Annotated in this window: 25 protein-coding genes; 15 read left to right on the top strand and 10 right to left on the bottom strand. The window is 72.8% G+C overall.

Annotation, left to right across the window (positions count from 1 at the left end):
• Positions 1–336 precede the first annotated feature (336 nt).
• Complete coding sequence (locus TOK_RS24820; RefSeq protein ID WP_098960395.1) at positions 337–963, top strand: TetR/AcrR family transcriptional regulator; 627 nt, start codon at positions 337–339, stop codon at positions 961–963.
• Positions 964–1084: 121 nt separating this feature from the next.
• Here the strand turns inward: TOK_RS24820 and TOK_RS24815 are convergent, their stop codons facing one another.
• Both TOK_RS24815 and TOK_RS24810 read right to left on the bottom strand, forming a co-directional pair.
• Entirely contained in the window at positions 1085–1735 is a 651-nt protein-coding gene (locus tag TOK_RS24815) for an enoyl-CoA hydratase/isomerase family protein (RefSeq protein ID WP_098960394.1), read from the bottom strand.
• Positions 1732–2463, bottom strand: a complete 732-nt coding sequence (locus TOK_RS24810) for an enoyl-CoA hydratase/isomerase family protein (protein WP_172457768.1) — start codon at positions 2461–2463, stop codon at positions 1732–1734. Before TOK_RS24810 ends, TOK_RS24815 begins: the two co-directional genes overlap by 4 nt.
• A 214-nt stretch (positions 2464–2677) precedes the next feature.
• On the opposite strand from TOK_RS24810, the gene TOK_RS24805 reads away from it, so the two are divergent.
• The 13 genes from TOK_RS24805 (at position 2678) to TOK_RS24745 (ending at position 15789) form a co-directional block, all read left to right on the top strand.
• Positions 2678–3841, top strand: coding sequence for an ABC transporter substrate-binding protein (locus tag TOK_RS24805; RefSeq protein ID WP_098960392.1), 1164 nt, complete (start codon positions 2678–2680; stop codon positions 3839–3841).
• Positions 3842–3921: 80 nt separating this feature from the next.
• Complete coding sequence (locus TOK_RS24800; protein WP_098960391.1) at positions 3922–4980, top strand: branched-chain amino acid ABC transporter permease; 1059 nt, start codon at positions 3922–3924, stop codon at positions 4978–4980.
• Positions 4980–5747, top strand: coding sequence for an ABC transporter ATP-binding protein (locus TOK_RS24795; protein ID WP_098960390.1), 768 nt, complete (start codon positions 4980–4982; stop codon positions 5745–5747). The genes TOK_RS24800 and TOK_RS24795 overlap by 1 nt, the downstream gene beginning before the upstream one ends.
• The gene (locus TOK_RS24790; protein WP_098960389.1) at positions 5744–6451 is read left to right on the top strand and encodes an ABC transporter ATP-binding protein; all 708 of its coding nucleotides are present in this window, start codon (positions 5744–5746) and stop codon (positions 6449–6451) included. Before TOK_RS24795 ends, TOK_RS24790 begins: the two co-directional genes overlap by 4 nt.
• 4 nt (positions 6452–6455) lie before the next feature.
• On the top strand, positions 6456–7322 hold the full coding sequence (locus tag TOK_RS24785) for a branched-chain amino acid ABC transporter permease (RefSeq protein ID WP_098960388.1): 867 nt from the start codon (positions 6456–6458) through the stop codon (positions 7320–7322).
• Entirely contained in the window at positions 7319–8134 is an 816-nt protein-coding gene (locus tag TOK_RS24780; RefSeq protein ID WP_098960387.1) for an enoyl-CoA hydratase/isomerase family protein, read from the top strand. Before TOK_RS24785 ends, TOK_RS24780 begins: the two co-directional genes overlap by 4 nt.
• On the top strand, positions 8131–9192 hold the full coding sequence (locus TOK_RS24775) for a zinc-binding dehydrogenase (RefSeq protein WP_098960386.1): 1062 nt from the start codon (positions 8131–8133) through the stop codon (positions 9190–9192). Before TOK_RS24780 ends, TOK_RS24775 begins: the two co-directional genes overlap by 4 nt.
• A 13-nt stretch (positions 9193–9205) precedes the next feature.
• Positions 9206–10549 carry an MmgE/PrpD family protein gene (locus tag TOK_RS24770; RefSeq protein WP_098960385.1) on the top strand — a complete coding sequence of 448 codons (1344 nt, stop codon included), beginning with the start codon at positions 9206–9208 and terminating at the stop codon, positions 10547–10549.
• A complete protein-coding gene (locus TOK_RS24765) occupies positions 10546–11052 on the top strand; it encodes a MaoC family dehydratase N-terminal domain-containing protein (protein WP_172457767.1) in 507 nt (168 codons plus the stop codon). Before TOK_RS24770 ends, TOK_RS24765 begins: the two co-directional genes overlap by 4 nt.
• Positions 11049–11471: a MaoC/PaaZ C-terminal domain-containing protein gene (locus TOK_RS24760; protein ID WP_098960384.1), complete on the top strand. Its 423-nt coding sequence runs from the start codon at positions 11049–11051 to the stop codon at positions 11469–11471. Before TOK_RS24765 ends, TOK_RS24760 begins: the two co-directional genes overlap by 4 nt.
• A gap of 40 nt (positions 11472–11511) precedes the next feature.
• Positions 11512–13062: an AMP-binding protein gene (locus tag TOK_RS24755; protein ID WP_098960383.1), complete on the top strand. Its 1551-nt coding sequence runs from the start codon at positions 11512–11514 to the stop codon at positions 13060–13062.
• Positions 13063–13071: 9 nt separating this feature from the next.
• Entirely contained in the window at positions 13072–13704 is a 633-nt protein-coding gene (locus TOK_RS24750) for a TetR/AcrR family transcriptional regulator (protein ID WP_253258620.1), read from the top strand.
• Between the two features lie 93 nt (positions 13705–13797).
• Positions 13798–15789, top strand: coding sequence for an NAD(P)/FAD-dependent oxidoreductase (locus TOK_RS24745; RefSeq protein WP_098960381.1), 1992 nt, complete (start codon positions 13798–13800; stop codon positions 15787–15789).
• On the opposite strand, the gene TOK_RS34810 is transcribed toward TOK_RS24745, so the two are convergent.
• The 3 genes from TOK_RS34810 to TOK_RS24735 all read right to left on the bottom strand — a co-directional run bounded on the left by TOK_RS34810 (position 15747) and on the right by TOK_RS24735 (position 19111).
• Positions 15747–15881, bottom strand: a complete 135-nt coding sequence (locus TOK_RS34810; RefSeq protein WP_256388004.1) for a hypothetical protein — start codon at positions 15879–15881, stop codon at positions 15747–15749. The genes TOK_RS24745 and TOK_RS34810 overlap by 43 nt on opposite strands.
• 160 nt (positions 15882–16041) lie before the next feature.
• Positions 16042–17085 (bottom strand): alcohol dehydrogenase catalytic domain-containing protein, encoded by a 1044-nt coding sequence (locus TOK_RS24740; protein ID WP_098960380.1) that lies wholly within the window; start codon positions 17083–17085, stop codon positions 16042–16044.
• A 157-nt stretch (positions 17086–17242) separates the two neighbouring features.
• A complete protein-coding gene (locus tag TOK_RS24735) occupies positions 17243–19111 on the bottom strand; it encodes a helix-turn-helix domain-containing protein (protein WP_098960379.1) in 1869 nt (622 codons plus the stop codon).
• Between the two features lie 202 nt (positions 19112–19313).
• On the opposite strand from TOK_RS24735, the gene TOK_RS24730 reads away from it, so the two are divergent.
• Complete coding sequence (locus TOK_RS24730) at positions 19314–19607, top strand: BMC domain-containing protein (protein ID WP_098960378.1); 294 nt, start codon at positions 19314–19316, stop codon at positions 19605–19607.
• A 9-nt stretch (positions 19608–19616) separates the two neighbouring features.
• Here TOK_RS24730 and TOK_RS24725 read toward each other — a convergent pair whose 3' ends face one another.
• The 5 genes from TOK_RS24725 to eutJ are packed head-to-tail and all read right to left on the bottom strand — an operon-like array spanning position 19617 to position 25564.
• Positions 19617–21797, bottom strand: coding sequence for a helix-turn-helix domain-containing protein (locus tag TOK_RS24725; protein WP_098960377.1), 2181 nt, complete (start codon positions 21795–21797; stop codon positions 19617–19619).
• Between the two features lie 14 nt (positions 21798–21811).
• Positions 21812–22846, bottom strand: a complete 1035-nt coding sequence (locus tag TOK_RS24720; RefSeq protein ID WP_098960376.1) for an alcohol dehydrogenase catalytic domain-containing protein — start codon at positions 22844–22846, stop codon at positions 21812–21814.
• Positions 22843–24132: a malate dehydrogenase gene (locus TOK_RS24715; RefSeq protein WP_098960375.1), complete on the bottom strand. Its 1290-nt coding sequence runs from the start codon at positions 24130–24132 to the stop codon at positions 22843–22845. The genes TOK_RS24720 and TOK_RS24715 overlap by 4 nt, the downstream gene beginning before the upstream one ends.
• On the bottom strand, positions 24129–24770 hold the full coding sequence (locus TOK_RS24710) for a BMC domain-containing protein (RefSeq protein ID WP_098960374.1): 642 nt from the start codon (positions 24768–24770) through the stop codon (positions 24129–24131). Before TOK_RS24710 ends, TOK_RS24715 begins: the two co-directional genes overlap by 4 nt.
• Complete coding sequence (gene eutJ, locus TOK_RS24705; RefSeq protein ID WP_253258619.1) at positions 24767–25564, bottom strand: ethanolamine utilization protein EutJ; 798 nt, start codon at positions 25562–25564, stop codon at positions 24767–24769. Before eutJ ends, TOK_RS24710 begins: the two co-directional genes overlap by 4 nt.
• Between the last annotated feature and the right edge of the window lie 7 nt (positions 25565–25571).

Here is a 25571-nt window from a genome sequence, read left to right as displayed (position 1 = left end):
AGCTCGACCACCGCCGGACGTGCCCCGACGACCGCGGCCGATCATGCCCGCACGCGGTTCCGGCGTCGAGACCGACTGGAGTGCTGTCCGCCGTGTCCGTCAGCGCACTCCTGTTGGTCTCGGCGAGCGGTCAGGAGGCCGTGCGGACCGCTGCGGTGAGCTCGTCGTCGGTCATCGAGGAGCGGCCGGGGTCCCAGACCGTGCTCACGGAACCCGGTGCCGGACGGTGGACCGGCGGCCCGCCGGCACGGCAGACTCGCGCCGACCGACTGGACGGTCGTGTCGTGGTCTAGTCTCGCGGGTCCGAGTGACCATCGAGGGCGACAGGAGGGGACCATGAAGGCGGCGCCCCAGGGAACGGCGAGGCGTGCCGAGATCGTCTCGGCGGCAGCCCGGCTGTTCGACGAACGTGGCTATCACACGACCTCGATGGACGACATCGCCGCGGCGGTCGGCATCAAGAAGCCCACTCTCTACCACCATGTGCAGAGCAAGACGCAGATCGTCATCTGGATCCACGACGAGCTCGTCCACGACCTGACCGACCGGCTCGAGCAGCGCGTCGCCGACAAGCTTCCGCGTGCCGAGATCCTGCTGCGGATCATGGACGACATCCTCGGCCTGCTCGAGACACGGCCCGGGCACCTGCGTGTGTACTTCGAGCACCACCGGGAGATCCCCGGCGAGGAGGGCCGCGTCGCCCGCGAGATGCGCGACCGCTACACCGAGACCGTGCGGGGCATCATCGAGGAGGGGGCGGCTGCGGGGGAGTTCCGCGTCGAGAACCCCGGTCTGACGACGTTCGCCTTCTTCGGCATGTGCAACTGGGCCTACCAGTGGTACCGCCCCGGCGGCCCGCTCACCCACCAGGCCATCGCCCGCTACTTCTGGCAGATCTTCATGACGGGCATCGCCACCGGCCCCGAGGTCCTGGAGGGCCACGCCGCCAGCCTGGGCGCCTGACCCCGGAGGCACCCTCACGGCTGCCCACGGGCCGGAATGCAGCAGCGAGGTTGCGGCCGGTTCTCTGCGCAACCTCGGCGCCGCATCCGGGCCGGACGGGAGCAGTGGTTGCGCGCGGAGGTCAGGGGCGGCCGACGGGCAGGACCGCGCGGGCGGTCGTGGTGACCGCTGTGACGGCGTCGGGGTCGAGGGTGGCGATGCCCGCGGCGAGGTCGAGGGCCGCGGCGGTGACGGTGCCCGGCTCGGCGAGGCGGCTCGCCAGGCCGATGCCCACGGCCTCGGCGCCGGTGATGCGCCGCCCGGTGAGCAGCATGTCGCGCGCCGGGGCCTGGCCGACGGCGCGGACGATCCGGTGGATGGCGCCGCCGCCCGCGAGGATGCCCAGGGTCGATTCGGGCAGCCCGAGCCGCACGCCCGGCGCGACGACGCGGATGTCACAGGACAGCGCCAGCTCGAGGCCACCGCCGAGGCAGGCGCCGTCGACGGCGGCGATCGTCGGCACCCCGACCTGCTCGAACGCGCCGTACACCTCCTGGCACAGTTCCACATAGGACATCTGGTCGTCGATGTCGGCGCGGGCCATGTACGGGATGTCGCCGCCGGCGGCGAAGATCCGCGGTACCGCACTGCTGACGACGACGGCGCGCGTCCGGGCGGGCACCCCGGCCAGCGCCTCGCCCAGCCGTTCGAGGAAGGCCCGGTCGAAGGCATTGACCGGCGGGGTGTCCATGACGATCTGCGCGACATCGCCGTGCTGTTCGACGAGGATCATGTGAACCGCGGGTCCCGCTTCTCGGCGAAGGCGGACAGACCTTCCTGGGCGTTGGCGCCGGTGCGGACGGTGTGCCACGTCGACAGTTCGGCGGCGAGCCCGTCGGTGAGGGTGTCCTGGGAGGCGCCGAGGGCGAGGCGCTTGGTCGCGGCGAGGGCCTCGGGGGAGAGGCCGGCGAGGGTGGTCGCCAGCCCGGAGGCGACGGCGGCCGGATCCACGGCGAGGCGGGTGACCAAACCCCAGGCGAGGGCGTCGGCGGCGTCGACGGTGCGGCCGGTGATCAGCATGTCGCGGGCCACTCCCTGGCCGGTGGCGCGCACGAGCCGGGCGACGGTGCCGCCGACGGGCAGGGCGCCGGCGGCCGGGCCGGAAGCGGCGACGACGACGTCCGCAGGTGCCACGCGGACGTCGCAGCAGAGTGCGAGATCGAGGGCGAGGCCGGTGCAGTGGCGCCCGAGCAGGGCGACGGTCGGCAGCGGAAGGTCCTCGACGGCGCCGAGTGCGTGCTGGCGCGCTATCACGTCGGCGGGGTCGTGGGGCGGGTCGTCGGCTGCGGCGGACGGGAGCCGCAGCAGGACGGCGCGTACGTCGGTGGCGAGGCCCGCGAGGGCCGTGACCAGCGCGTTCAGCGACGCCGTCGGCGGGGTGCCCGCGACGTCGACGACGGCGACGGCGCCGTCGCGCCCGACCGTCGCGGTGACCGTGGGGGCAGGAGGCGGCGTCTGCAACGGGCGTTCTCCTCGGGACGGACCGACCAGTCGGTCGAGAGGGTGGCGTGACGGCGTGTGCGATGTCAAGCGCGCTCCGCGAGGGATGCCGGCGGGCCGGGTAACAGGGTTGGAACACGTGCTTGACGGTCTTCTGTGACTGCCCCTACAGTTTCGGGCCACGGCACCCGACCGACTAGTCGGTCGTGCCTTTCCCTACCCCCGGAGGACCGTAATGACGCGGTGGAGAAACCGGCTGGGCGTGGCGGTGGTGGCCGCGACGGCGCTCGTGCTGACAGCGTGTGGCGGCGGCGGGTCGTCGTCGGGAACCGGTGGGTCCGGGGCCGACAAGCAGACGCTCGAGTTCGCCGTCGTCGCCGAGCTGACCGGCAAGTACGCCCCCTACGGTCTGCAGCTGCAGGCCGGCGTGAACGAGGCCGCCAAGGACCTCAACGCCTCGGGCGCCTACCCGTTCACGATCGCGCCCAAGTTCTACGACTGCCAGAGCGAGCAGGCGATCTGTGTCTCCAAGACGCGTGACGCAGTCACCAGCGACAAGATGCCGCTGGTCATGGGCCCGGTCGTCAGCCTCGACATCCTGCCGGCCGCCGAGGTCACGCAGCGGGCCAACACCCCGCACGCGGTGTTCGCGGTGCTGCCCGACATCACCGACAAGTACACGAACACGTTCCGTTGGAGCGCGCAGAACGACGTCAACAACAAGACCGTCGTCGACTTCGTGAAGGCGAAGCTGCAGCCGGGCGAGAGCGTCGCGATCGTCCACGCCAACACCGACTTCGGCAACGGCGGCGCCAAGCAGCAGGCCGAGGGCCTCGCCGCGGCGGGCATCACGCCCGTCGCCAACATCGGCCACGACCCGTCGCAGGCGGACTACACGCCGGTGATGGTCGAGCTGAACTCCAAGAAGCCCAAGTACATCCTGCTGTCGGACTCCGACCCGGCCGACGTCGCGAAGCTGCTGCGCCAGGCGCGGGAGAACGGCGTGACCGGGCAGTGGGTCGGGGCGGACGCCTCGGGTGCCATCCAGCTCGCCGGTGACGACGCCAAGGGCTACATGATCGTCTCGCCGTGGTTCCCGAACAACACGTCGGACCCGAACTCGGTCGAGCTGTCGAAGGCCTTCGTCGCCGCCGGCATCAAGGACCCGGGCTGGATCGCGGCCATGGCCTACGACGCGACCAAGGGTGTCGCCGAGTCGGCGAAGGCCAAGGGGCTCACGGCCGCCGACATCACCGCGGGCATGGAGTCGCTGACGAACATGCCGGGCAAGGCGGCCAAGTCGTGGACCTTCACCAAGGACAACCGCCGCGGCCTGACGACGTCGACCATCGGTCAGTGGGACGGCGCCGGTTTCACGACCGCGTGGCCGCAGGGCTGACCCGACCGGCACGGACGTAGCAGGACCGACAAGGACGGCCGCGGGCAGTGCCCGCGGCCGTCCTACCGGGAGGCGGAGCGGTGAGCACCCCCAGCACGACCCCGGCCACGCCGGACACCCGGCCCGACGGGCCCCCCGACGACGACCCGCAGCCGCCGTCGTTCACCGCGGAGCGCCACGTCGCCCCGCGGTGGGTGCGCTGGGGCATGCCGGTGGCACTCGCGATCGTCGCGGTGCTGCTGCCGTTCGTCGGCATCGACAGCGCCCAGCAGTTCCTGTTGGCGTACATGGCGATCATCGCGTTGCTCGCGGTGTCGCTGCACTTCCTGATGGGCATCGCCGGCCTGTTCAGCCTCGGCCAGGCGGGCTTCTTCGGCGTCGGCGCCTACGTCGGCGTCGTGCTCATGGACAAGCTCGGCTGGGACGGCGCGATCGCGCTGCCGCTGGTCGCGGTGGCCGGCGCCCTGGTCGGGCTGCTGATGGCCGTCGCAACGCTGCGCGCGTCGGACCTCTACCTCGCGCTGACCACGCTCGCGTTCGGGTTCGTCGGCGAGAACGTGGTCCGCAACATCGACTACCTCGGTGGCGCGCAGGGCCTCGCCGGGTTCGACCTCTACTTCTTCGGCCTCACCCTCGACGACCCGCTGCTCATCTACTGGGTCGGCCTGGGCTGCCTCGTCGTGTTCATGGTCATGATCATGAGCATGCGGCGCAGCCGGCTCGGCCGGGCGCTCATGGCGGCCCGGGAGGGCCCGATCGCGGCGCGCAGCATCGGCGTCGACACCGGGCGCTACCGCTTCCTCGCGTTCGGGCTGTCGGGCGCGTTCGCCGCGGTCGCGGGCTCGCTCTACACCGCCTACGCCTACGTGCTCGACCCGTCGGTGTTCAGCCTGGGCCTGACGACGACGGTGCTGACCATCGCGATCGTCGGCGGCCTGCGCTCGATGCCGGGCGTGCTGGTCGCGGCGATCGTGCTGACCTGGTTCCGCAGCGCCGTCGACGGTGAGGCCATCTCCGAGTACGTGCTGCTGTTCTACGCGGCGCTCGTCGTCGTCACCCTGCTGTTCCTGCCCCAGGGCATCGGCGGGGCGATGTCGGGCCTGCTGCGCCGTGTCGCGAACCGGAAGGGGCGCAGCTGATGGAACCGCTCCTGAGCGCGCAGGGCCTGACCCGTCGCTTCGGCGGCCTCGTCGCCGTCGACTCCGTGACGATCGACGTCGTCGAGGGTGAGGTCCACGGCCTCATCGGGCCCAACGGCGCCGGAAAGACGACGCTGGTCAACATGCTCACCGGCGTCGACCGCATCGACGGCGGCACCATGGCGTTCGCCGGCGAGGACACGACCGGCTTGTCGTCGCACAAGCTCGCCGCCCGCGGCATCGCACGCTCGTTCCAGACCTCGCAGCTGTTCGAGGACGAGGACGTGCTGGCCAACGTCATGGCCGGGCGGCACCGCCACCTGCGCTACCGCTTCCCGCACGACGTCTTCTACACCACGCGCACCGCGCGCGAGGAGAAGGCCAGCCTCGTCCGCTGCGCGGAGCTGCTGGAGATGCTGAAGCTGGCCGACGTCGCGCATCGCCACGTCGGCGAGCTGTCCTACGGGCGGCGCCGCCTCGTCGAGATCGCGCGGGCGCTGGCCACCGAGCCGCGGCTGCTCGTGCTCGACGAACCCGCCGCCGGGCTGTCGGGTGCCGACGTCGACCTGCTGGAGGCCGTGCTGCGCGACCTCTCCGCGGCGGCCTACACGATCCTGATCATCGAGCACAACATCGGGCTGGTCATGGGCATCTGCGACCGGGTCACCGTGCTGGCCGAGGGCGCGGTGCTCGCGCAGGGCCCGCCCGCGGAGGTCCGCGTGATGCCCGAGGTGATCACGGCCTACCTGGGCAGGAGTGCCGCATGAGGCTCGAGGTCGAGAACCTGTCGGTCGGCTACGGCGACGTCTCGGTCGTCCGCGACGTCGACCTGCACGTCGAGGTGGGTGAGGCGGTCTGTCTCGTCGGCCCCAACGGCGCCGGGAAGACGACGACGCTGCGCGGGATCATGGGCCTGACCAGGCCGACGGCGGGCGCCGTCCGGTGGGACGGCACCGACCATGCGACGAAGGCCGCCTGGTCGCGGGCGCACGCCGGGATCGCGCTGGTGCCCGAGGGCCGGCACGTGTTCGGGCCGTTGTCCGTCGGGGAGAACCTCGAGGTCGCGGTCCGGGCCGTCGGCGGCAAGCGGGTCGGGGCGCGGATCGACGCCGCGTTCGACCGCTTCCCGCGGCTGCGCGAGCGCCGCGGCCAGCTCGGTGGGCTGCTCTCGGGTGGCGAGCAGCAGATGCTCGCCATCGCCCGGGCGCTGGTGCAGGAGCCGCGGCTGCTCGTCATCGACGAGATGTCGCTCGGCCTGGCGCCGGTCATCTACGAGCAGGTCGGGGAGGCCGTGCGCGGCCTGGTGTCCGAGGGGCTCGGGGTGCTCATGGTCGAACAGAACGCCGCGCTCGCGATGTCGCTGTGCAGCAGGGGATACCTGATGTCGGGCGGGGAGATCCTGCTCGGCGGCACGGTCGAGGAGATGTCGCACGAGGACGCGGTCGCCCACCTCTACTTCGGGGCGGTGTGAGGGAATGGACAAGCTTCTCCAGCTGATCGTCGCCGGTCTGGTCACCGGCTCGATCTACGGCCTGATCGCGACCGGCTACGCGGTCATCTACACGGCGACGGGTTTCGTCAACTTCGCGTTGGGTGCTCAGGCCATGCTCGGTGGGTACCTGGCCTACGTGTACTTCCCCGGCCTGCCGCAGTCGCTGCGCATCGTGATCGCGCTCGTCGTCGGCGCCCTGGTGTCGGTCATGTCGTGGCACCTGCTCTACAAGTGGGCCGCGAAACGGGCGATGCTCGCCGCGGTGATCATGTCGTTCGCGCTGGCGATCGTCTTCGAGGAGCTCATCAGACTCTCGGCGGGCGGGCTGAACGTTCCGGCCCCCTCGCCGTTCGGCCGCACCGTCTTCCAGCTCGGCGCCGTGACGATCTCGGCGCACCAGCTCGCCGTCGTCGCCGTGTCGGCGGTGCTGTTCACCGGCCTCGTGGTGGTGCTGGGCAGCAAGCGGGGCTCCGCGGTCCGCGCCATGTTCTCCGACGCCGAGACGGCCGAGGTGCTCGGCATCCGCACCGCCCGGCTGACGACGATCCTGTTCGCCGTCTCCGGGGTGTTCGCCGCGGTCGCGGGCATCTTCGCGGCCCCGCTGCTGACGCTCTCGCCCTACATGGGTCTCAACCTCGCGCTGATCGGCTTCGTCGGCGCGATCCTCGGTGGCCTCGGCCGGATCGGGACGGCGATCGTCGGCTCGCTCGTGCTCGGGCTGCTGGAGGCCTTCTTCGCCGGCTATGTGTCGGCGGACTTCCGCACCGCGCTGGTCTACGCGGTGTTCGTCCTGGTCCTCGTGATCCGCCCGGCGGGCCTGCTCGGCCGGGTGGCGAAGGTGAAGGTATGACGGAAAAGTACGAGACGATCTCCGTCGAGCGCGACGGGGCGGTCGCCCGCATCACCCTCGACCGTCCCGACAAGCTCAACGCGCTCGACCCCGCGATGCTGGAGGAGCTGCTCGCCGCCGTGGGCGGGCTCGCCGCCGACGAGGACGTCGCCGCGCTGGTCCTCACCGGCCGCGGGCGGCTGTTCTCCGCGGGCGTGGACCTGTCGACGCCGTTCTTCATGGAGGACCTCGACGAGAAGCAGTCGTCGACGGTGTTCTCCGGCAAGCGGCTGCTCGACTGGCAGCACCGCATCATCGCGGGCCTCTACGAGCTGCCGTTCCCGACGATCGCCGCGGTCAACGGCGACGCCGTCGGCGGCGGCGGGTTCGGCCTGGCGATGGCCTGCGACATGAGGATCGCCGTGCGCGGCGCCCGGTTCTGGATGGTGCCGGGGACGCTCGCGGTGGTGCAGGACTTCGGCCTGTCGTGGCTGACGCAGAAGGCGATCGGCCCGTCGCGCACGCTCCAGATGGCGTTGCTGGGCAGGCCCGTCCTCGCCGAGGTGGGCGAGGGCTGGGGCTTGGTCAACGAGGTGCACGACGACGTCCCCTCCCTCCGGGAGCGGGTCGACGAGGTCGTCGCGCAGCTCAACAGCATGGGCCCGGACGCGATCCGGATGCTCAAGCTCGTCATCCGCAACGGCGCCACGAGCCCGCTGCGCGAGCAGCTCGCGATGGAGGCCGTGTCCAACGGCCTGACCTTCCAGTCCGCGGAGTTCGCGGCCCGGAAGGCGGCGTACATGGACGGTCTGCGCAAGAAGGGCGCCAAATGACGACGAGCACGATCCCCTCCACGATGCGCGCCGCCCGGCTGCGTGAGATCGAGGGCGCGGTGCGGCTCGTCGTCGACGAGGTCGACGTCCCGGCGCCCGGCCCCGGCGAGGTGCTGATCCGGGTCCGGGCGTGCGGGCTCAACCAGGTCGACCTGCTCACGCGCGACGGCAAGACCCCCGCCGACGTCCCGCTGCCGCACGTCTCCGGAACCGAGGTGTCCGGCGACGTCGCGGCCGTCGGGGAGGGCGTGACGAAGTGGCGGGGTGGCGAGCGGGTCGTCGTCGACCCCGTGCTGAGCTGCGGCGAGTGCGCGTTCTGCCGGGTCGGGCGCGACAACATGTGCCTGCGCGGTCGGATCTACGGCGTCCAGACCCATGGCGGGTACGCCGAGTACGCGATCGCCCCGGCCGGTCAGCTGCTCCCGCTGCCCGACCACATGGACTACTCCACCGCCGCGGCCGTCGCCGTCACCGGACCCACCGCCTGGCACATGCTGCGCCGCCGGGCCGACGTCCGGATCGGCGAGGACGTGCTGGTCATCGCCGCGGGCGCCGGGATCGGGGTGCTCGCGGTGCAGATCGCCCGGCTCGCCGGCGCACGCGTCATCGCCACCGCGGGCAGCCCCGACAAGATGGCCCGCGCGATCGACCTCGGCGCCGACCACGTCGTCAACCACCGTGACCCCGAGTGGGCCGACCAGGTGCGGACGTGGACCGGCGGACGCGGTGTCGACCTCGTGTTCGAGCACGTCGGCGCCGCCACCTGGGAGGGCAGCCTGCACGCCATGGCCCGGGGCGGGCGGCTCGTCACCTCGGGCGGGCACTCGGGCTTCACCGTCTCGCTCGACCTGTGGCACCTGTTCGTCAAGGAGCACACGGTGATCGGGTCGTTCGCGGGCTCGCGCCAGGACCTCGTCGACGTCCTGGGCCTGGTGGGGCGCGGCGAGATCAAACCCGTCGTGCAGGACACCGTCGGCCTCGACGGGATCGAAGGGGCGCAACGACTTCTGGAGGACCGCGGCGTGTTCGGCAAGCTCCTGCTGGACCCGGCGCGCTAGATCGGGGGAATCGATGAGCACCATCGCGCAACGGGTCGCGGACTTCACCAGCGGCCTGCAGACCGACACGCTGCCGTCCGACGTCGTCGAGAAGATCCGGGTCACGCTGCTGCACAACCTGGCGGTCGCCCTGGCCGACGACGTCGTCACCGCGGTGCCGTTCCGCTACGCCGACGCCGTCGGCGCGGGGGAGGGGGCGCGGCTGTTCCGCACCGGCAAGGCCGTCGCGCCTGACACCGCCGCGTTCGTCAACGCGACGATGATCCACGCCCGCGCCCAGGACGACGTCTACTTCCCGGGGCTGACCCACGTCGGTGCGACCCTGGTCCCGGCTGTGCTGGCGCTGGGGGAGGAGCTCGACGCGTCGGGATCCGAGCTGGTCGCCGCGCTGGCCGCGGGCTACGAGACGGCGGGGGCACTGTCGCAGGACTTCGCGCCGCGCACCACCCCGCGCGGGTTCCGTGCCACCGGGGTCTACGGCGTCCTCGGCGCGGCGGCGGGCGCGTCGCGGCTGCTGGGTCTCGACGCCGCGACCACCGCGAACGCCCTCGGCATCGCGACGAGCCTCGCCGGCGGCACCAACCAGACCTGGGTCGCGGGTAGCCAGGAATGGCTGTTCCAGGTCGGCTTCTGCGCCCGCAACGGGCTGCTCGCCGCCCGCCTCGCCGCCGCCGGTGGCACGGGTGCGCCGGACGCCTTCGAAGGTGCGCAGGGGTTCTACCGAGCGCTGCTGGGCGAGCAGCCCGACGTCTCGCAGGTCGCGACCGACCTGGGCGGCACGTGGCGCGTCCGCGAGGTCACCTACAAGCCGCTGCCGGTGTGCGCGATCCTGCAGTCCCCGGTGTCCGATGCGATCTCGCTGCGGACCGCGAGGGAGCTCACGCCCGAGCTCGTCGGCGCCGCCCGCCTCACGCTCTCTCCCGGCGAGGCCGCCTACCCCGGCACCGACTCCACCGGACCGTTCCGGGGTGCGGGCGACGCCCTGATGAGCGCCCAGTTCTGCCTCGCGGTGGCGTTGGAGAAGGGCACGGTCACCGCGTCCGACCTGCTGCGCACCGACGACGCCGGGCTGCTCGACCTGGCCGGGCGCATCGAGGTGATCCCCGACCCCGCGCTGGAGTCGCGCTCGTTCACCCTCGAGATCGACCTGCGCGACGGCGGCCGCATCACGCACTCCTCCGACGGCGCCGCGACGTTCAACTGGGACCGCGCGGGGCTGCTCGCCCAGATCTCGGAGATGTCGGGCGAGATGCCGGCGGCCGACGTCGTCGGCGGGCTCGTCGACACGGTGCTCGACGTCGAGAACCGGTCGGTGCGCGAGGTCGTGTCGGCGACGGTGACCGGGGCGTCGCAGTGACCGCCCTCATCGACGAGGCGTACGAGAGGGCGAGGGCGGGCGTCGGCAAGGTCCAGGAGATCCCGCTCGGTGTGCTCGCCGAGCGGGACGTGCAGCGGTTCTCGCTGGTCGTCGGGCACGCCGACGGGCCGTACCAGGACCGGGCCGCGGCCGCGGACCTCGGCCACGACGGGCTCCTCGCCGCGCCGCTGTACCTGACCGCGGTGCTCGGCTGGGAGACCGGGCCCGCCGAGGACGACCTGCTCGCCGACGGCAACTCCACGACCCCGCTGGGCGACGTCGACGTCGCCGGGCTGCGGCTCATGGGCGGTGGCCAGGACCTGACGTTCCACGAACCCGTCGTCGCCGGGCTCGACGTCGTGATGCACGCGGAGGTGACGGCGGTGACGCGCAAGGAGGGCCGATCGGGCCCGCTGCTGGTGATCGAGGTGCACCGCCGCTACGTCGACGCCACCGACGGGCGGCTGCTCGTCGAGTGCCACGAGAGCTTCCTGGCCCGATGAGCGCGCAGCTGTTCGCAGGCGACGTGACGGTCGGCGACACCGTCGGCGAGCTCGTCGTGACCCCGACCGAGATCACCCTGTTCCGGTTCAGTGCGATGACCTGGAACCCGCACCGGATCCACTTCGACACCCCCTACGCCGCGACCGAGGGATACCCGGGACCGCTCGTGCACGCCCACCTGCACGGCTCCTACCTGGCGCGGCTCGTCGTCGAGTGGGCCGGGCCGCGGTCGCGCCTCACCCGTTTCCGCTGGCAGAACCGCCAGTACGCCGTCCCCGGCGACGAGCTGCGGATCACCGGGACCGTCACGTCCGTCGACGGGCGGCTCGTGTCCTGCGAGCTGGCCGAGACCAACCAGCGCGGCGAGACGTGCGCTCCGGGCTGGGCGACGGTAGAGCTACCGGAGAAGAACTCGTGACCCCACTGCGACTCGTTCTCACACGGCGAGGAGAAGACCTGTGCACGACCTGATCGGTGACCGGACCCTGCGCGACCTGCTCGACGAGCGCACGGCGCGGCACCCCGAGAAGCCCTGGATCGTCTACGAGGACGCCGAGGGCACGATCACCGAGTACAGCTACCTCGAGATGTCGCGGCGCATCGACGAGCTGGCCGCCGGGCTCGCGTCGCTGGGCATCGGCAAGGGCGACCGGGTGACCATCCACCTGCGCAACAGCCCGGAGGTCGTCGAGGCGTGGTTCGCGCTCGCGACGCTGGGCGCGGTGTTCGTGCCGTCCAACGTCGCCAACACGGCGGGGGAGATCCAGCACGTCGTCTCCTACTCGGAGTCGGTCGCGGTGATCACCCAGCCGCTGTTCGCCGATGTCGTCGCGGCCGCGGTCGCCCGGTGCCCGGCGGTGCGCCACACGCTGATGGCGCGCACGTCGTCGGCGCCCGAGGGCACGCTGCTCCTCGACGACCAGCGCCTCGCCGGCGGCGCACCGCCCGACAACGGCGTCACCTCCGACGACGTCATGGAGATGATCTTCACCTCCGGCACGACGGCGCGGCCGAAGGGCGTACTGCTCACCCACGCCAACGCCCTGCACTCCGGCGAGCGTTCCTCGCGGGCACTGCTGCTGGACTCCTCCGAGCGCTGCCTGACCTCGCTGCCCGTGTTCCACGTCAACGCGCAGTCGTTGACGGTGCTGTCGTCGCTGACCGTCGGCGGCACGGCGATCATCCTGGAGGAGTACCGGGCGACGAAGTTCTGGGACCAGGTCCGCGCCCACCGGGCCACCCAGATCAGCCTCGTCGCGATGCAGGCCCGCACGCTGCTCGCGCAGCCGCCGCGCGACACCGACGCCGAGCACTCCGTCCGCCGGGTCTTCTACGCGCTCAACATCACCGTCGACGAGCGGGACACCTTCGAGAAGCGCTACGGCGTCGAGCTGGTCAACGGCTACGGACTGTCCGAGGCGATGACGCTGGTGACGGTCGCGCCGGTGTTCGGGCCGAAGCGCTGGCCGTCGATCGGGGTGCCGCTGCACGACCGCGTCGTCAAGCTCGTCGACGCCGAGGGCGACGAGGTGGCGCAGGGGCAGGTCGGCGAGATCGTGGTCCAGGGCCGGCCCGGGCGGACCCTCATGCTCGGGTACCACAACGACCCCGAGGCGACGGCGCGCACGCTCGTCGACGGCTGGCTGCACACCGGCGACAACGCCTACGTCGACGACAAGGGCTACTTCCACTTCTTCGACCGCGGCAAGGACATGATCAAGCGGGCCGGGGAGAACGTCTCCACCGTCGAGGTCGAGTCCGTGCTGCTCGACCACCCGGAGATCGTCGAGGCCGCCGTGATCGGCGTCGTCGACCCGATCCGTGACGAGGCCGTCAAGGCGTTCGTCGCGCTGGAGGCGGGCAGCGCGCTCACCGTCGAGGCGATCCAGGAGCACTGTGCCGCCAGGCTGGCGAAGTTCAAGGTGCCGACGATCGTCGAGATCCGTGACGAGCTGCCCAAGACCTCGATCGGCAAGATCGAGAAGAAGCTCCTGCGCGGCCAGGGGTAGGGCCGGATCGTGGACGGGGGGTCGGGGGCCGGGGCCCCTGCCGTGGCCGCGGCGCGGTCGTCGCGGCACCGGGAGATCGTGCAGGCGGCCGCCCGGCTGTTCGACGAGCGCGGCTACCACCACACGTCGATGGACGACATCGCCGCCGCGGTGGGCATCAAGAAGCCCACGCTCTACCATCACGTGCCCAGCAAGGGCCGCATCCTCGTCTGGATCCACGACGACCTCGCCGACCGGCTGTTGCGCCGCCTGCGCGATCGGACCGGGACCGGCGCGGTACCCGCGGCGATCCTGCTCGGCGTGCTCGAGGACCATCTCGAGCTGCTCGACCGCGAACCCGCCAACCTGCGCTGCTACTACGAGCACCGCCGCGAGCTGCCGCCGGAGGACCAGGCCAACTCGCGCGCCCGCCGCGACGAGTACTTCGCCGCGGTGCTCGCGGTCGTCGAGGGCGGTGTGGCCCGCGGCGACTTCGCGATCACCGACCCGAGGCTGACGACGCTGGCGTTCTTCGGCGTCTGCAACTGGTCCTACCAGTGGTACCGCCCGGGCGGCGCGATGTCGGCGCAGGCGATCGCGGTGAGCTTCTGGCGCTGCTTCCTGTCCGGGATCGCGGCAGGCCGGACGGGCCCCGCACCCTGAGAGGAACGTCTCTCCGAGGGTGGTGCCACCTGGGGGTATGTTGACGACGTCGTAACCCGACCGACTAGTCGGTCGAGGCCTGGAGGGAAACTGATGCTCGGTCCCGTCGACCTGCCCGCCGTCACTGCGGACGACGCCGCCCTGCGCGACGCACTCGTCGCCGGCAACATCCCCACGCTGCTGCTCGTGCTGCGCACCATGACCGGCGACCCCCGCTGGTTCGAGCCGCCCTACCGGCCGTCGCGGACGATCGCGATGAACGACAACGACACCGGTGGGCTGCCCGAGGAGATCCAGCAGGAGATCCGCGACGCCGTCCTCGACGTGCTGCGCGACCTGCGCGCCGGCACCCGGCCGGTCGTGGCGCCACCGCTCGGCGACGACCTCGTCGCGATCCTCAGCGACTCCCTCGGCGAACAGGTCCCCCACGAGTACTCCGTCTCGATGGCCGAGGACGCCGGCTTCGTCCCGTCGGACACCTTCGACGGGCCGCCGCTCGGCGCGGACCTCTCCGTGGTGATCATCGGCGCCGGCATCTCCGGCATCTGCGCAGGCACGGCCCTGCGCCGGATCGGCGTCGACGTCACGATCCTCGAACGCAACGACGACGTCGGCGGCACCTGGCTCGACAACGACTACCCCGGCGCAGGCGTCGACACCCCGAGCCACCTCTACGCGTTCTCCTTCGCGCCCTGGGCGAGCTGGACCCGCTACTACGCCAAGCAGCCCGAGATCCTCGCCTACCTGCGCCGCGTCGCCGACCAGGAGGGCCTGCTCCCGGTCATCCGGTTCGGCACCGAGGTCGTCGGCGCGACCTGGGACGCCGATGAGTCGGTGTGGCGGACGCGGATCGTCTCCGGGGGCGTCGAGTCCGAGCTGGTGAGCGACGTGCTCGTCAGCTCCGTCGGGCAGCTCAACCGCCCCGTCGTCCCCGCCCTGCCAGGGCTCGACACCTTCCCGGGCCCGGCCTTCCACACCGCCGAGTGGGACCACACGGTCGACCTGGCCGGCAAGCGCGTCGGCGTCGTCGGGACCGGGGCGTCGGCGATGCAGGTCGTGCCCACGATCGCGGAGGAGGCCGGCTCCGTCGTCGTCTTCCAGCGCTCACCGCAGTGGGTCGCGCCCAACGGCAACTACCTGCGTGAGGTCGATCCCCGCACCCAGCTGCTGTTCGAGCAGGTCCCCTGGTACCGGCCCTGGTACCGGCTGCGGCTGATGTGGATGTTCCAGGACAAGCTGCACCCGACGCTGCAGCGCGACCCGGCGTGGGAGCACTCGCACACGACCGGTGACGGCCGGTCGATCAACGCGGTCAACGACAAGCACCGCGAGTTCTTCACCCGCTACCTGCGTGAGCAGCTCGGCGACCGCGACGACCTGATCGGGAAGTCGCTGCCCGACTACCCGCCCTACGGCAAGCGGATGCTGCTCGACTGCGACTGGTTCTCCACCCTGCGCCGCGACGACGTCTCCCTCGTCACCTCAGGGGTGGCGGCGATCGACGGCAGCACGGTCGTCACCGACGACGGTGGCCGCCACGACGTCGACGTCCTGGTCTTCGCGACGGGCTTCTCCGCCCGCAGGATGCTGCACCCCTTGGACATCCGCGGCCGGTCCGGCGCGTCGTTGCGCGAGCAGTGGGGTGACGACGACGCCTGGGCCCACCTGGGGATCGAGGTCCCCGACTTCCCCAACCTGTTCCTGATGTACGGGCCCAACACGAACCTCGGGCACGGCGGCTCGACGATGTTCCACGCCGAGTGCCAGGTGCACTACGTGGTCGAGCTGCTGCGCGAGATGGTCGCCGCGGACGTCGCCGCCGTCGAGGTGCGCCGGGACGTGACCGAGGACTACGTCGCCCGCGTCGACGCCGCCCACGAGAACATGATCTGGACCCACCCCGGGATGAGCACCTGGTACCGCAACGCCGCGGGCCGCGTCGTCACCAACAGCCCGTGGAAGCTCGTGGACTACTGGACGATGACACGCCGGCCGTCGCTGGCCGAGCACGTCGTGACCTCGCGGCAGCAGAGCTCTTCCCGTCAGAGCTCGTCTCGGCAGAGCTCGTCGAAGGGCGTGGCGTAGCGGAACGTGCCGGTCGGCACCGGCTCGGACCGGGCGAACACCTGGAAGTGCACACCCCACGCGGGATCGGAGGCGTCGATCACGGCCGCCATGAGTGCCCGACCGCGACCAGCGACAGATCCGGCAGGTACCGGTGGTGTCGACCGGACTGTCCTGCGCGCTCCCCGGCCTCGTTGCAGGAACAGCACTCTCCCGCCACTCGGCTGACGGAAAGTGCCGTTCCTGCACAACGGGTGACCCCGGGGGCAGGGGTCAGGGGGTGATGACGACCTTCAGGGCCTGGTTGGCCGCGGCGTTCTTGAACACGTCGTAGGCCTCGTCGATCTGGCCGAACGTGAACCGGTGCGTGCCCATCTTCTCCGCCGGGATACGGCCGCTGGCCACCATCTTCAGCAGTGTCGGGATGGACACGGTGTCGACCAGGCCCATGGTCAGCGTGACGTTGCTGATCCACATGTCCTGCATCGGCAGCTCCACGGGCGTGCCGTGGACGCCGACGTTCGCGATCGTGCCACCGGGCCGGACGAGCGATGCCGCTGTCAGCAGCGTCTCCGGGTATCCGACCGCCTCGATCGCGACGTCGACACCCAGCCCGTCGGTCAGCGCGGTGACGTCGCCGACGGTGCCGGGGCCGACCTCGACCGCGTCGGTGGCGCCGAACTCCAGCGCCTTCTCCAGCCGGAACTTGTTGGAGTCGATCGCGATGACCCGCGACGCGCCCCACAGCCCGGTCGTGAGCACGGCGGACAGCCCGACCGCACCGGCGCCGACCACCGCGACCGTGTCGCCCGGCCGCACGCCGCCGGCGAGGACGCCGACCTCGTAGCCGGTCGGCAGGGAGTCGGCGAGGAAGATCGCCTGGTCGTCGGAGACACCCTCGGGGACGGCGTAGAGGGAGGTGTCGGCGTAGGGGACGCGGACGAACTCGGCCTGGGTGCCGTCGATGAGGTGGCCGAAGATCCAGCCGATCCCGCCGACGGTCTGGCAGTGCGACGGCATCCCGCGCTGGCAGTACTCGCAGCGGCCGCACTTGGTGATCGCGGGCACGAGCACCCGGTCGCCGACGGCGAAACCGCTGACCGCGGCCCCGACCTCGGTGACGGTCCCGACGGCCTCGTGGCCGAGGATGCGCCCGTCGGTGACCGCGGGCACGTCGCCCTGCAGGATGTGCAGGTCGGTGCCGCAGATCGTGGTCGTGTCGACGCGGACGACGACGTCGGTCGGGTCCTGGATCGTGGCGTCGGGAACGTCCTCCCAGCGCTTGTCGTCGGGGCCGTGGTAGACCAGTGCCTTCATCTGCTCACTCCGTCGGTCGCAGGGGGCGGGCCGACACGTGGACCGCGTCGGCGTCACCGACGCTAGTGACGTGGACCACTGATGCCTGTCCCGATCTGGGACCATCCCGCTGCCACGCGCGGAGCCTGCGGAGCCGGGTGACCCGGGATCGGGACACTCACCCGATGTAGGAGATCCCGAAGGCGTCGATCTTGCGGTAGAGAGACGATCGGGCGATCCCGAGCATCTCCGCGGCCTTGTAGCGGTTGCCGCGGGCCTCGTAGAGCGCCTGGATGATGACGTCGCACTGCGCGGCCTCGAGCATCGACATCCGCGGCGCCCGGTGCGCGAAGCACGACGGCGGCAGGTCGGGGGCCTGGATGACGCCGACGGGCTTTCGGGCCACGACGTAGCGCAGCACGTCCTCCAGCTCGCGGACGTTGCCCGGCCACGCGTAGCCCTCCAGCACCCGCACGACCTGCATGCTCAGCCGCAGCGACCGTCCACCCGCGAGCCCGTGCAGGATCGACAGCGCGATGTCGCCCAGCTCGTCGGCGCGGTAGCGCAGCGCCGGCACCCGGACGGTCTCGTGGAAATGCCGCAGCAGCAGGCCGTAGGGGCGGGTCGCGTCGGCCGAGGCGGTGTCGATGCACCCGGCGACGACCAGCGGGTCCGGCATCGCGACCAGGGTGCGCAGGGACTCGTCGAGACGCCGCGCGGCGACGGGGGAGAGCAGGTTCATCTGGCGCAGGACGAGCAGCCGGGGGCGGTCGCCGGGCTCGCGGGCGACACGGTCGAGAGGATCGGGGCCGCTCGCGGAGTCGCCGATCCGTGAGCAGTCGACGACGTGCACCATCGCCGACGGGTGCGCCCGGCGGAACTGCCCCACCGCCAACGTCTGTTTGCCGACGCCCGCCTCCCCGATGAGCAGCTGGTGGCGGCGTCGCCCGACCGCGGCCGCGACCTCGTGGCGGGCTCGCAGGTAGGGACTGAGCAGCTCGCGGTTGGCGCGCATCCGGGCCTCGGCGTGCAGCCGCGCCGAGTGGTCGCCGCCGCGCAGGTCGGCGGCGTAGTCGCGACGGGCCGTCGGCGCCACGTGCGAGCCCTGCCGCCGCACCGCCTCGGGGACGGCCGCGCGGGTCGCGTGGTCGATCGGCCCGCCCGCGACGACGCACCCGGCGACGACCCCCGCGTCGGTCACGGGTTCGACGGCGAGACCCGCGCAGTGCCCGGACGGGAGGTCGACGTGCCGCTCGCCCGCGTCGGCCTCACCGAGGACGGCGGCGGCGAGTGCGAGGTCGGCCAGCGCGCGCTGGTCGTCGTGCCCCAGCCGGCGCACGCCCGGGCAGGTCAGCAGGACGTCGCCGTCGGTGGCGACCGTCCACTCGGCGCCGGTGTCGCGCGCCGCGGTGAAGGCACGGTGGACGAGCAGGCCGCGGCGGTGCGCGCGGTCGGCGACCGCCTGGGAGACCCGGTCGGCGAGCAGGCCCGCCAGCGCGGCCGTGGTGTCGTCGGTGTCCGCGACGTGATGCAGGACGACGACCGCGTCCGGTGCTGCGCCATCGGTCCGGTGCACGGTCGCGGCGGCTTCCGACAGCCAGGTCAGCTCGGGATGCAGGTGCTCGGGCCCGTCGACGCGCACGATGGCGCCGGTGTGGGGGAGCAGCGCCGCCGCGGTGGTGCCGACGTCCCCCTCCGCGCAGCGGAAACCGGGCGTGACCAGCACGCCGTCGAGCAGTGCGGCGAGCGCGGGGTCGCCGTCGTGGCGGACCCGGACGACGCCGTCGTGGTCGACGAGCACCACCGAGCAGCGCGGGCGCGGGACCAGGGCGAAGAACGCGGCGAACACCTCGTCGGCCTCCGCGACCGCCGACCGGCCGGGTTCGTGCCCGACGTAGCGGGCGCCGACGGTGTCGAGCCGCACCCCCGCGTCGACCGTCCGCAGCCACGACGCCAGGACCTCGGGGCGCACGGCGTCGCAGGCCGGGTCGATGCGACCCGTCCGACGGAACCGCTGCGCGGCGGCCTCGACGCCGGTGGGGTCCACCGTCCCAGGCTAGGGCCGCGAGCACCGGGAACCGGCGGACTGTCGCACGTTGCGACGCTCGCCCCTGTCCCGGCCCGGGTACGGAAAGGTCGCCACTCACGGGTGGGGGCGGACAACAGGGGCGCCCGCGGTTGTCCCTGCGGGACAGCGTCGTCGGGGCAGAGGGGCAATACCGTTGGACGCAGCGGCGGAGGGAGCCACGATGGCCGGCGGCGGTGCGCTCGGGATGATCGAGACGCGGGGTCTGGTGGGGGCGATCGAGGCCGCGGACGCGATGGTGAAGGCCGCGAACGTCACGGTCGAGGGCTACCGGGCGCTGCGCAACGGGCAGGTGTCGGTGCTGGTGCGCGGTGACGTCGGCGCGGTCAAGGCTGCCGTCGACGCGGGCGCCGCGGCCGCCGCCCGCGTCGGCGAGCTCTACACCTCGCACGTGATCCCGCGCCCGCACGGCGAGACCGAGGGCGTCATCGGCGCGGCGGTCGTCCCGCTCGACTGAGCCCGCGGATCAGCCCGGCTGCTCGCCGTCGTCGGTCGCCGTCTGGTTGACCTGCAGCAGCCGCAGCGCGAAGTCGGCGCGCATCCGGTCCTCATGGCGGCTCAGGTCGAGCCCGGTGAGCTGACGGATCCGCTCCAGCCGGTACCGCAGCGTCTTGTGGTGCACGAACAGCCGCTCGGCGGCGACCCTCTGGGAGCAGTCGGCGTCGAAGAAGGCGCGGAGCGTCCGGATCAGCGCACCGTCGTTGTCGCGGTCGTAGGCCACGAGCGGGCCGGTGACGTCGTCGATGAACGTCTGCAGGTCGGGGTCGTCGCCCGAGCCCAGCAGCAGCCGCACGATGCCGAGCTCCTCGTAGAGGAACGCGTTCTCCCCGCCGAGCCGGCGCGCCGCCGACAGCGCGGTGCGGGCCTCGTTCCAGGCGCCCGGCAGGTCGACGACGTCGCTGTGCTCGCGGCTGATGCCCCACGTCATGCGCAGGTCGGGCCACTCGGTGCGCACGGCCGCGGAGAAGGCGTTGACCAGGTCCTTCGCCTCGCCGCGGCCGACGTCCGACGCGATCGCGACGAGCAGGTCCCCGCGCAGGCTCGCGAGTGCCAGCCCCCGACCGTCGTCGAGCGTGCGGACGGTGCGCAGCACCTTCCGGCGCAGCCGCTCGGTGCCGGAGGTGTCCCAGCCGTGGTCGGCGGCGAGGGTCTCGACGTCCTCGATCCGGCCGTGGACGACGCGCAGTGACCCGGTGAGGGCGACGCCCAGCTGCTGGGCGCGGGCCCGTGCGGCGAGCCGGTGCTCGACGGGGCCCTGCAGCAGGTCCCACAACACCTGCTCGGTCGCCTCGGCCCGGGCCCGGCTCGCGGCGCGTTCGCGCAGCAGGGCCAGCGAGCAGGCCATCGCGACCTGACCCGCGGTGGCCTCCATGATCTCGTCCGAGCCGCCACCGGGCAGCAGCACGACCTGCCCGACCTGGTCGCCGTCGGCGTACACGGGCCGGACCCAGCTGCGGTCGGCGGCGTTGCGCCGGCGCCTGCCCGGCCTGCCGACGGTCGCGGGCAGCGCCGACACCAGCCGTCGTCCGCTGTGCGAGGCGAGCAGGGTGCCGTCGGGGCCGTAGACGCCGACCTCGCAGTCGAGCTCCGAGGCGACGGTCCGCACGATCGACGGGAGGCCGCCGCCCTCGACGACCGTCGTCAGCAGGTCCTGCTGCAGCCGTGAGCTGCGGCCGAGCACGGCGACCTGGTGCTGCAGCGCGTCGCGGGCGCGTTCGGCGTCGGCGGTGGCGGCGGCCTGCTCGTCGTGCAGGCGCGCGTTGTCGATGGCGACGGCCGCGAAGTCGGCGAGGGTGACCATCCGGCGGACGTCGCGTTCGGTGAAGATCGACGTGCGGCGCCGCCACACCTCCAGGACGCCGACGAACTCGCCGTGCAGCCGCAGCGGGACCGCCAGCGCGGAGCGGGTCTCCTCCTTCGCGGCCAGCGACATGAAGTCGTGGCTGATCGTCTCGTCCTCGAGGTAAGAGTCGACCTTCGCCGGTTCCCCGGTGAGGAACACCAGCCCGGCGACGCCCTGGCCGCGGTGCATGCGCAGCCGGGCGGTCTCGGTGACCCGGTTGCCGACGCACGCGCGCATCCGCACGACGTCGTCCTCGCGGAGCATGACGCCGCAGATGTCGGACTCCAGCAGCCGCAGCGTCCGCTCGGCGATGGTGTGCAGGGCCTGGTCGACGTCGCGCGCGGTCAGCAGCTGGGCGACGACCTCCCGCACGGCCTCCGCCTCGGCGTCCGCGTCCTCGACCCGGCCGGTGGCCGAACGCCCGGCCTGGGCCAGCGACAGCCATACGCAGGCCTGGCGCAGCATGCAGCGGGTGCCGGGGTCGACGTCGGTCGCGGGGTCCCAGCACAGCGCCACGGCCGTGCCGGGAGGTGCCACGAGCCCGCGGCGCTCGGCGGCCCGGTGCGTGGGCGGCCCGGCGCGCGGCAGCCCGGCCAGCCCCGTCCCGGCTCCGGCCAGCGCCCGCCAGCCACCGTCCGCCCACGCGGCGACGGTGACGGGCGTGCCGATCAGCAGCGATGCGAGTGCGGCGACGTCGCCGGACGCGGCCGCGAGGTCCGCGGGCATCGACCCCAGCAGGGTCGGCAGGCCCGGGTGACCTGCCACGGCGAGGGCCGGGAGCTGCCGGGACTCGGCTGGCGTCATGTCACCCCCGGCCGTCAGGTCGCGATCAGCGTTTTGAGCGTACGTCGCTGCGCCATCGCCCGGTACGCCTCTGGAACGTCGTCGAGCGCGACGGTCCCGCTCGCGACGACCGTCGGGTCCAGCACACCGGACGCGACGAGCGCGACGAGCGCCTCCCCGTCGCGCATGAGGTCGCCGATCGCGAACCGCATCGTCAGCTCGTCGGCGAAGGCGCGGGCGACGGGCAGTGCGAACGTCGCGTCGGTGTGCACGCCGACCGAGACGATCGTGCCACGCCGCCTGACCAGCGTGAACGCGGTGTCGAGGCCCAGCGTGCCGCCGACGGCGTCGATCACGGCGTCGGCGCCGCGGCCGTCGGTCAGGTGGGCGACGATCGCCTCGGCGATCGTGGGGTCGGCGACGACGGCGCCCTCGCGCGCGGCGAGGTCGCGGCGTGCGGCGACGGGCTCGACGACGATGACGGTCCCCGCGCCGCACGCCTGCGCGGTCAGGCTCGTCAGCTGTCCGACGGGCCCGCCACCGAGGACGACGACGGTGTCGCCCGGGGTGAGCTCCGCGCGACGGACGGCCGCGTAACCGGTGGCGAGGGTGTCGCCGAGGAAGACGGCGGCGTCGAGCGCGATCCCGGCGGGCACCGGGCGCAGCACCGTGTCGGCGAACGGGACGCGCACGAGCTCGGCCTGGCTGCCCGCCAACGGCGGTCCGTACGCAGCACCGGTGCCGAAGAACCGCCGCTGCGGGCACTCCCAGTGGTCGCCGCGGCGGCACCACCAGCACGTTCCGCACGCGGTGAAGTCCGCGCCGACGACGAGGTCCCCGACCTGGTGGCCCCGCACCGCGGGGCCGGTCCCGACGATCTCGCCGACGTACTCGTGGCCCAGCACACTGCCGCGGGGCAGGTGCTCGCCGTGGGTGACGGCGTGCAGGTCGGTGCCGCACACCGCGGCGCGGCGGACCCGGACGACCGCGTCGGCGGGGTCCTCGACCACGGGCTCGGCCACCGACTCGACGGTCACCGTTCCGTTGCCCGCGAAGAGGACCGCCTTCATGTCAGCGCGCCCAGCCGTTCCCTGATGCGCTCGGCCGCCTCCCGCAGCGCCGCGAGCTCGGCGGGTCGCAGGTCCAGCTCGACGATCCCCAGCACACCCCCGCGGCCCAGGCGGGCGGGGAGCCCGACGTAGACGTCGCGGATGCCGTAGCTGCCGTCGGCGAGCACCGCGGCGGGCATGACGTCGCCGCGGTCGGCGACCATCGCGAGCACCATCCGGGCCGCCGACATCCCCGGCGCCATGAACGCACTTCCCGAGCGCAACAGCCCGACGACCTCCGCGCCCGAACCGCGGGCGCGGTCGACGGCGGCGTCGAGGTCAGCAGGCCCGACGCGCTCCAGTATCGGCCGTCCACCCGCTGTGGCCTGCGACAACGGGATGACCATCTCCTCGCCGTGGCTGCCCAGCGCCCACGCGGCGACACCGTCGGCCGCCCCGGCGCCGGCCAGCGAGGCGAGCGCCTGGAACCGGGCGGTGTCGAGCACCCCCGCCATCCCGACGACCCGCTGCGGCGGGAAGCCCGACGACACCCATGCGTGCTGGGTCATCTCGTCGAGCGGGTTGGTGACGACGACGATCACCGCGTCCGGCGACGTGCGCGCGACCCGGGCGGCGACGTCGCCGACGATCTCGGCGTTCGTCGCGATCAGGTCCGAGCGGCTCATCCCGGGTGTGCGGGGGCGGCCGGCGGTGAGGACGACGTAGGCGGCGTGGCCAGCTTCCTCGACGGTGCCGACGCCGCGGACACGCGTCGTGAACCCGCTGAGCGCCGCGGTGTGGCTGAGGTCGAGCGCGATGCCGGCGGCGCGGCCCTCGTCGATGTCGACGAGCACGACCTCGTCGAACGTGTCGGCGTCGGCGAGCCGCATCGCGGCGATCATCCCGACGTTCCCCGCGCCGACGACGACGACCCGTCCGACCCGAGCGACCCGGCCGCCGCGGCCGTCCGCGGCGCTGCCGCGACGCGGGGACGGGCGCCCGGACGACGGGGCGAGCGGTGCACCCCGGCGGAAGAGTGCGCCCGACGGTGGGCGGACGGGCCGCGGCGCGGAACCCGGTCGGGCCGACACCGAAGCGGGGTCGGGGAGCGGACGGGTGGCCAGGGGCGGCCCGGCGGTGGGCAGGGCCGCGGGGGACACAAGGGCGGTGGGGGAGCCCACGACGATCTCGACCCCCAGCTCCCGGGCCCGCTCCCGGGCCAGCGGCGTCACGACGTCGCGGGCCCCGACGTGGACGACCCCGGCCCCGGCCGCCTCGTCGACGGCCGCCGCCCCCCACACCGTCATCGGCGGTCCTCCCGCCCGTGCATGCCCTCCAGCGCCGCGACGGCCGCGTCGCGTGCCGTCTCCACCTCGCTCTCGGTGCCCGACAGGAACATCCGGCCGAACCGGCCGACCGCGCGCAGCTCGATCACGGTGATCGACGCCGCCTTCTCCGCCTCGTTGGCCGCGACGGCGATGTAGGCGGCGGGCGCGACCTCCATGACGAACAGGCTCTGCCCCGGCATGAGCATGGATCCCTTGCGCCACTTGTTGAGCAGCTGCGCCTGGTAGGGGTGGACGTTGGTGATGAACTGCGTCGACGCGATCGTCGGTCTGATCCGGTCGGCCTCGGTCATGCCGAGCGAGTCGAGCACCGCCTGCCCCGAGGCCAGCACCTCGGCCTGCTGCTCGGAGTGGATCTCCAGCAGCCCGAACTCGCGCTCGATGATCTGCAGCGCGGGCCGGACCCCGGCCGCCTTGAGCGCGATGTCGGCGGCGCGGAACACCTCGTTGCCCGGCGCCATCTCGATGTAGAGCTCGGCCATGCCCGCGAGCGGGACGTCGCCGGGGCTGGTGGCTGCGATGTGCGCCGCGCACTGTGGCTGCATGCGGTCGACGAAGGCATAGGTGCGCAACGTCGGCGCCGGGTTGGAGGTCGTCACGGCGCCGACCTCGCGATCCCGACCGGGGTGATCAGCAGGGCGTGCGGGTAGGTCACGACGGTTCGCTCCAGGTAGCCGGCCAGCACGTCGCCCGCGCCGGGGATCATCAGTGCGCCGCCCGCGAGGTGCAGCGGCAGGTCCTCGTGCCCGACGGTCAGCGCGCGGACGTTCTCCGCGATCCGCTGCAGCCCGGGGACCAGGACGGGCAGCGCCTCGCTGGGGTGGGCCCTCTTGTACGGCTCGGCGTCCTCCAGCGAGAGACCGAGGGCACCCGCGAGGACGAGGTCGAGGTGGTGGCCACCGCCCGCACGGTCGTCGAGGCGCACGAGCGCGCCGTCGCGGTAGACCCCGACCCCGGTCGACCCGCCGCCCACGTCGACGACGACGCCGTCGCGCACGTCGAGGGTGCGCTGCGCGGCGGTGACCTCGTCGACGAGCGCGACCTCGTCGAAACCCGCCGCCTCGCAGACGAAGGTGCACGCGCGGGCGTCGGCGGTGGGGATGCAGGGCGGGTAGGCGGTGGCGGCGCGGGTCAGGGACGTGCCGAGCGCGTCCTGCGCCGCCTCACGCAGGCCGCGGACGGAAGCGACGGCGCGTGCGAAGTCGACGACGACGCCGTCGGCCAGCGCCCCCGACGGCCTGGAGTCGACCCGCACCGGCCGGCCGTCGGCCAGCACGACGAGCACGCAGCTGGCCGTGCCGAGGTCGACACCCACCTGCAGGCGTGCACCGTCGGTCGGCGCGCCGGAGCCGGCGGCGGCCTCGACGAGGAGATCGTGGACGGAGTCGGCCACGGCCGGC

The organism is Pseudonocardia sp. N23 (assembly GCF_002583555.1).
Taxonomy (GTDB): Bacteria; Actinomycetota; Actinomycetes; order Mycobacteriales; family Pseudonocardiaceae; genus Pseudonocardia.
The sequence above is the reverse complement of the archived record's forward strand: the minus strand, read 5'-3'. Positions and strand labels throughout refer to the sequence as shown.